The organism is Rhodococcus sp. IEGM 1307 (assembly GCF_030056915.1).
GTDB lineage: Bacteria > Actinomycetota > Actinomycetes > Mycobacteriales > Mycobacteriaceae > Rhodococcus_F > Rhodococcus_F opacus_D.
Window position 1 is genome coordinate 518,022 of record NZ_JASHKW010000002.1, and the last position, 6,222, is coordinate 524,243.

At 71.8% G+C, this 6,222-nt stretch carries 7 protein-coding genes; 2 read left to right on the forward strand and 5 right to left on the reverse strand.

The window, feature by feature from the left end:
- Nucleotides 1-51: 51 nt before the first annotated feature.
- The 4 genes from QM841_RS06175 to QM841_RS06190 all read right to left on the reverse strand — a co-directional run bounded on the left by QM841_RS06175 (nt 52) and on the right by QM841_RS06190 (nt 3,759).
- Nucleotides 52-1,410, reverse strand: a complete 1,359-nt coding sequence (locus QM841_RS06175; protein WP_283331298.1) for a T3SS (YopN, CesT) and YbjN peptide-binding chaperone 1 — start codon at nt 1,408-1,410, stop codon at nt 52-54.
- Between the two features lie 70 nt (nt 1,411-1,480).
- Nucleotides 1,481-2,146, reverse strand: coding sequence for an ESX secretion-associated protein EspG (locus QM841_RS06180; RefSeq protein ID WP_349307391.1), 666 nt, complete (start codon nt 2,144-2,146; stop codon nt 1,481-1,483).
- 14 nt (nt 2,147-2,160) lie between these two features.
- Nucleotides 2,161-3,078 carry a PPE domain-containing protein gene (locus QM841_RS06185; protein WP_283331300.1) on the reverse strand — a complete coding sequence of 306 codons (918 nt, stop codon included), beginning with the start codon at nt 3,076-3,078 and terminating at the stop codon, nt 2,161-2,163.
- Nucleotides 3,079-3,204: 126 nt separating this feature from the next.
- Nucleotides 3,205-3,759 carry a hypothetical protein gene (locus tag QM841_RS06190; RefSeq protein WP_283331301.1) on the reverse strand — a complete coding sequence of 185 codons (555 nt, stop codon included), beginning with the start codon at nt 3,757-3,759 and terminating at the stop codon, nt 3,205-3,207.
- Between the two features lie 289 nt (nt 3,760-4,048).
- On the opposite strand from QM841_RS06190, the gene QM841_RS06195 reads away from it, so the two are divergent.
- Both QM841_RS06195 and QM841_RS06200 read left to right on the forward strand, forming a co-directional pair.
- Nucleotides 4,049-5,626: an FAD-dependent oxidoreductase gene (locus QM841_RS06195; RefSeq protein WP_283331302.1), complete on the forward strand. Its 1,578-nt coding sequence runs from the start codon at nt 4,049-4,051 to the stop codon at nt 5,624-5,626.
- Complete coding sequence (locus tag QM841_RS06200; protein WP_283331303.1) at nt 5,623-5,955, forward strand: 4Fe-4S dicluster domain-containing protein; 333 nt, start codon at nt 5,623-5,625, stop codon at nt 5,953-5,955. Before QM841_RS06195 ends, QM841_RS06200 begins: the two co-directional genes overlap by 4 nt.
- A gap of 106 nt (nt 5,956-6,061) precedes the next feature.
- On the opposite strand, the gene QM841_RS06205 is transcribed toward QM841_RS06200, so the two are convergent.
- Nucleotides 6,062-6,222: transposase (locus tag QM841_RS06205; protein WP_283331311.1), on the reverse strand; the 161-nt coding region annotated here is incomplete at its 5' end.

The window sequence follows — 6,222 nt, forward strand, 5'->3', positions numbered from 1 at the left end:
ACAGTACGCCACATCCCGGGAAACCCGGACCGATCGTCGAAAGGGCGGGTTCTAGGACGACGGATCGTCGAACAGGGTCTGCTCCTCGGGATTGGTGAACAGTCCCATCTGCTCAGGCCGCGGCTTGGTGTCGGGAGCGCCCGTCGTCGGGGGCAGCACGACGGTCCGGAGGGCGTGGCGGAGGGCGCCGACGACGCGCTCCCACTGGTCGGCGGACGCGTCGTCGGTCTCCCACAACCGGGACACCCAGGCGGTGCCGGTGTCCAGGAGCACGAGGATCCGGTCGCGGTCGTGACCGCAGACGTCGGCGACGACAGCCGGATCGGTTTCGATCCCGGGCCCGGGATCGAGATGGAACAGCGTCTGAAGTTCCTTCGGGAGGTCGGTCGACGACATCCGGCTCTCGGTGCGAGGTGCCGCGTCCGGTTCGGGTTCCTCGTCGGGTCCGGAGTCGCGGTTGAAGAACAGTTCGCCACCGAACCGCGACGCGAACTCGCTGTCGACGGTGCGCAGGAAATCGGAGAACGCCTTGCAGCTGTCGGTGAGGTGCTGCGGGACGAACGGGTTACCCGACACTTCCAGGAACGCCGACAACCGGTCGTCGACCAGCACGAACTTGATCCGCGACCACATGCGGTTGAGGTCGGCGGTGACCTCGGCGGCCCGGGTGCGGTCGCTGATGTCGTGCACCAACGGCGCGAACAGTTGCACGTCGACGGTGTCGGCGAGCGGGCCGACGAACAGGATGGTGTTGCCCATCCGGATCGGGACGTCGCCGTCCGGGTCGCGTTCGGGCAGCAGCCCGAGCATCGGGACCAACGCGAGAGTGATCAGTTCGTGGAGGTGCTCGACGTCGCGCGGGACCACGGCGGCTGCGGGGTCGAGCTGCGCGACCAGCGGCGGCCGCACCGCAACCGGGTCGAACGTGGCCTCGGGATCCGTACTCGACGTCTCGGTGCTCAGGAACGCGGGATGCGTGATTCCCCAGACGTCGCGGAACGCGGCCACGGCCATCGCGGCCAGCTGATCCGACCACGACAGCTTCTTGTCGACGTAGAACGCGGGGGAGCCGTCATCGGGTTCGTCGTCCGGACCGCGGGTCGGCCGGTTCCAGCCCAGCTCGGTGAGGTACGTCTGCTCGGCCTCGGTCAGTGCGCGGTCGGGGTGCAGGTAATGGTTCGACGGCACCTCGCAGCGCACCGTGTCCCCGTCCCACACGACGAACTGGATGCACGGCATCAGCCCCTGCGATTCGTCGAGCTCCTCGAACCCCGATTCCAGGACCAGAAGGTCCTCGTCCTGCATCGCTGCCAGATAGTCCGCGAGGCGCCGCTGGAACTCGGCCCAGTCGCGGTTCACACTCGAATCCAGATCGAAGTCCTGCATGTCTGCTCCGTCCGGGTCGACCACGAATCACCTACTTCCGCTCTATACGGTAGCGGCGATCGCCGAGACCGCAGCGCAGGAGGGGGTGGCGCGCTCAGACGGGGTGACCGGCCGCGATCCGTCCGGTCAGCCTGGTGACGGCGTCGAGGAGGTCCCACGACGTGCCCGGTTCCACGGCCACGGCGGTATCGCCCCACACGAGGTACCGGCCGTCGCCGTCGATGTCCCGCCACGCCAGACCGCCGACGGGGCGTGGTGAGTGCCGCGAGCCGCGGACGACGGTGACGACCCCCTGGCTCGTCGAGGGCCTGTCGAGGATCCGGGCTGCCTGTGCGCTCCCGGCCGGTGTCGGCGGGACCACGACGCCCGCCGCCGTGCCCGGGTCGGTGTCGGGGAGCTGAGCGATCAGCTGCCGGCCGACGTCGTACGGTTCGCAGCTCCGGATCACCACTTCGGCGCCCGGATGCTGCACCGCCGCGATCCCGTGCCCGCGTGCCAGGGCGCCCGTCATGCGGATCGAGGTACCGCCGTCCACGCCTGCCGAACCGGAGATCTCGATCCGGAGGTCGGGTTCGGCGAGCACCAGCAGCGCCGACCCGAGCGGGTCGTGTTCGGGGCCGGAGAAGTCGGCGCGGATCCGGCGCTGCTCCGCCTCGTACTCGTCGGCGTTGGCCAGCGTGCTCGTGACCTTGAACGGATACGGAATGCGGTCTTGTCCGGTCCGGGCCCACAACGCCGAGAACTGCGGACCGCTCAACACCCAGTGCCCCACGACTATCCGCCGATCACCGCGGGTGTGACGAGGGGCAGTTTCCCGACGAGTTCGCTTCCCTCGTCGATGCTTTCGAGGTAGGTGGGTGGTTCCTCCTCGTCCTCCCGTGCGGCGGGCCGGACCGGGCCGCCCGGCCGCTCGGCGGTGGTCGTCCGGTGAGCGGACACGATGCCGCGCGCGTACTGCGCCACCCCGCCGCCGACGGCGCCGGCCAGCGCCGCACCCGCGATCGAACCCGGTGCGGTCTGCGCGGTCGCCAGCGAGTCTTCGAGCGGCACCTCGCCGCTCCTGCGGTGCTCATTGCGCGGTACGGAATCGGATTCGGGTTCGGCCACCTGCTGATCGCTGGGTATGCCGTGCACCCCGTTCGGTCCGATGTCGAAGCCCACCGGCTGACCGTGGGCCGTTGCGGCGGCGTGGGTGGCGGCGAGGCCGGCCGCGGGGAGTTGTTCGTCCGCAAGGCGGTACGCCGAGGTGTAGAGGGTGTCCATGGCGGCCTTCGCGTTCTGTTCCGCGGCGTCCGCGTCGGCGTCCGCGGTCCAGTTGGCGGGCAGCACCCGGGTCCAGTCGGCCGGGTGGTCGCCGGGCCTGCCGACCGCGCCGCGCACCGCTTCGGCTGCGGCGGTCGCGTGCCGCAACGCATCGCCCACATCGGTGAACCGGCCGCCGACCTGCCCGGCGCGGACGGCGTAGTCGTCGAGTGCCGATGCCACCGCGGCCGCGGCCGGCCCACGCCAGCCGGTGTCGACCGCGGCGCGGGTCGCGTCGTGGAACGCGGTGACCGACTCCTGGAATCGCCGTCCGAGGTCGTCCCAGGCCGCGGCGACCGCACCGGACTCGGCGGGCCTCAGCGCGTCGACCGCACTCCTGATGGCGCGGTGATCCCACTCGCCCGACCGAAAATTCTCCCCGCCACTCATCCCCGACCTCCGATGCTGGACACTCACGGTCCCGGAGTGGACCCCCCAATCCGGCGGGAAGCCACCTTACCGACTCCTGTGCAGGGCGTGTCGGCGCTCCCGATCTCGGACGGGCTGTGGTGGGCGTCAGCCGCGCGGTCTGGTGGTGACGGGCGGGATGGTGATCACCGCACGCGTCGTCGTCGTGGTGGTGGTGACCGGCGGCAGGGTCGGCTCCGCGGGTGCCGCGGACGGCGGGGCCGCGATCCGGGGCACGGTCTGCTCGGTCGTCGTGACGACGGGAGGCCGGGTGACGGGTGTGGTGACCGGGGCGAGGCTGATCGTCGGAGGAGGCGGCGCGACCGTGGTCCGGACCGGCGGCGGAGGCGGGGCGGGGGTCGTCGAGGGCGCGGGCGGCGGCGCCGTGGTCACCGGCGCCGGTTCGGTGGTGAGCGTGACGGCCCGCGGGGTGGTGAGGTCGGCCATCTGCCAGGTGGGTGTCGGCGGGACGAACACCTGGAAGGTGGCCGGTGCGGCGCTGTAGGGTCCGGCGGCCTGCAGGCCCTCCGACGTCAGCGGCGGCGGCGCGACTGCCGGTCCGCGGTTGCCGAACGCGCCGCCCGCGGCACCGATCATCAGGCCGGAGACCGCCGACACGGTGGCAATCGCGAGTGCCCCGATCGCTACAGTCCTGTCGTCCATGCGCTACCCGTCCTCGGCGTGCAAATGCGTCCACCATAGAGGGCGGTGCCGCCTGCCGCCGCATGTGTCCGGAAGTCGAGTCGTCCGGGCGGGTTCGCTGGACGGTTGCCGGGGTTCGGCGCACGCTGACGAGAACCCTTGTTCGGACGAGCCGGTCAGCCGACGATCGAGCGGTGTCCATACCGCTCCGACCGGGGGTAACGATGTCTCTGCTCGACTGGTTGTTCCGCCGCCCGCTGTCCGAACGAACCGGGGCGGCCGTCGCCGCGTCGGCGATGCTGTTCGCTTCGTGAGCCGGCTCGAGATCGACGCGCACGTCCTCGTCCTCGGCGGCGGACCCGCCGGAACGTGGGCGGCACTGGCGGCGGCCCGGGACGGCGCGCGGGTCGTCCTCGCCGACAAGGGGTACTGCGGCACCAGCGGCCCCACCGCGTCGGGCGGCAACAACCTGTGGAACGTCCCGCCCGGGCCGGCACGCGAACGGTCGGTGCAGGCCCGCTTCGAGGACGGCGGCAGGCTGTCGGAGCCGGCCTGGATGTACCGGGTGCTCGAGGAGACCCACCACCGGGTGGACGAACTTGCAGGCGCCGGCTACCGGTTTCCGTCCGGCGACGACGGCCGGGAGGTGCGCACCAGCCTGCAGGGGCCGGAGTACATGCGCCGGATGCGCAGGCGCGTGCACCGCGCCGGGGTCACCATCCTCGACCACAGCCCCGCCCTGGAACTGCTCACCACCGGTGACGGCGTCGTATCCGGTGCCGCGGGTCTGCAACGGCAGAACGGATACGCGCCGTGGTCGGTGCGCGCCGGGGCGGTGGTCGTCGCGACCGGCGGCTGCGCCTTCCTGTCCGGAAGCTTCGGAACGAACGTCGACACCGGCGACGGACTGCTGATGGCCGCGGAGGTCGGGGCGTCGTTCTCGGGCATGGAATTCTCGACGGCCTACGCGCTGGCACCGGCGTGGAGTGGCCACACCAAGGGTTTGATGATGCAGTTCGCCACCTACTACGACGCGGACGGTCGGACACTCGGCGACGGCGGCTTCTCCGCACGCGGCGCCGCGATGGCGCACCTCGCCGCCGGCCGCCCCGTGTACGCGCGACTGGACCGGGCCAGACCCGACATCCGCGCGGCCATGCGCACGTCGCAACCGAATTACTTTCTGCCGCTGGACAAGGCAGGCATCGACCCGTTCACGCAGAAGTATCCCGTGCGGGCCGTATTGGAGGGTACGGTGCGCGGTACCGGTGGCATCCGGGTCGCCGGCACCGACTGCGCCAGCGACGTTCCCGGCCTGTTCGTGGCGGGCGACGCGGCCACCCGGGAGCTCATCACCGGTGGTCGCAGCGGAGGCGGCAGCCACAACGGGGCGTGGGCCATCTCCTCGGGGACATGGGCCGGTGCGGGGGCCGCCCGGTTCGCGCGGACGCGTCCTGCCCCCGACGGGGTGCGCGGCGCGGGCGCGGCAGGCCTGCGCGGACCGTCCGCCCGCCGGCAGGCGTCGCGCTCCATCGTCGGACTGGTGCAGGAGCACACCCTGCCGCTGCGACGCAGCTACCGGCGCAGCGCAACGAGCCTGCAGGACAGCGTGACCGCCCTCGACGAGGCCTGGTCGGGCGCCGCCGATCTGCTCGGCGGCACCGAACGGGAGCTGCTGCAGGCACGTTCGGCCGCCGCGATGCTCGCCGTCGCGCGGTGGGCGACGCACTCCGCGCTGGCGCGGACCGAGACCCGGGGGATGCACGTGCGCACCGACCTGCCGGACACCGACCCGGCGCAGACCCGTCGACTGCTGTCGGGCGGGCTGGGCGAGGTGTGGGTGCGTCCGGAACACGGCACCGCCGAGGCCCGGACGGTCGCGTCGTGATCGAGGTCGTCGTCGCCGACCGCTGCGTGCAGTGCGACATCTGCATCAAGGTCTGCCCGACGGACGTCTTCCGCCGCGGCACGGACGGGGTTCCCGTCGTCGCGCATCAGGAGGACTGTCAGACATGCTTCATGTGTGAGGCGAACTGTCCGACCGACGCGCTGTACGTCGCGCCGTTCGACACCCCGGTTCCCGAGGACTCGACGCACACCGACGCCGAGGGTTTGGCCGCGTCCGGGGCGCTCGGCGCCTACCGCGCCGTGATCGGGTGGGGTGGCCGTCGCACGCCGGGGTCCACGCTCGACCGGAATCACCTCTTCACCCCGTGAGTACTTGTCAACGTCCGGGGGGCTGTTGCGGAATTGAGTGAGGGCGGTCCGGGTGCGGGTGTCTCGTGCCGAGGTGGGTGCCGGTGCGGGGGTGGCCCCCGCCGGGTCAGGGGGTGGCCGGGAGCGGGGTGCCGCCGGTCAGGTGGGTGAGGATCTTGCCGAGGTTGTGCACGGCGGCGTGGAACGCCCATTCGCTGCGGGCGCGGTCGAGTCCGCGGCTGGTGAAGCGGCGGAATCCGAGGTTGTGTTTGGCGTGCCCGAACACGG

Bases quoted from the DNA above. Each gene is read 5' to 3' on its own strand.
- QM841_RS06185 (WP_283331300.1), bottom strand. From the start codon at position 3,078: ATGAGTGGCGGGGAGAATTTTCGGTCGGGCGAGTGGGATCACCGCGCC.
- QM841_RS06190 (WP_283331301.1), bottom strand. From the start codon at position 3,759: ATGGACGACAGGACTGTAGCGATCGGGGCACTCGCGATTGCCACCGTG.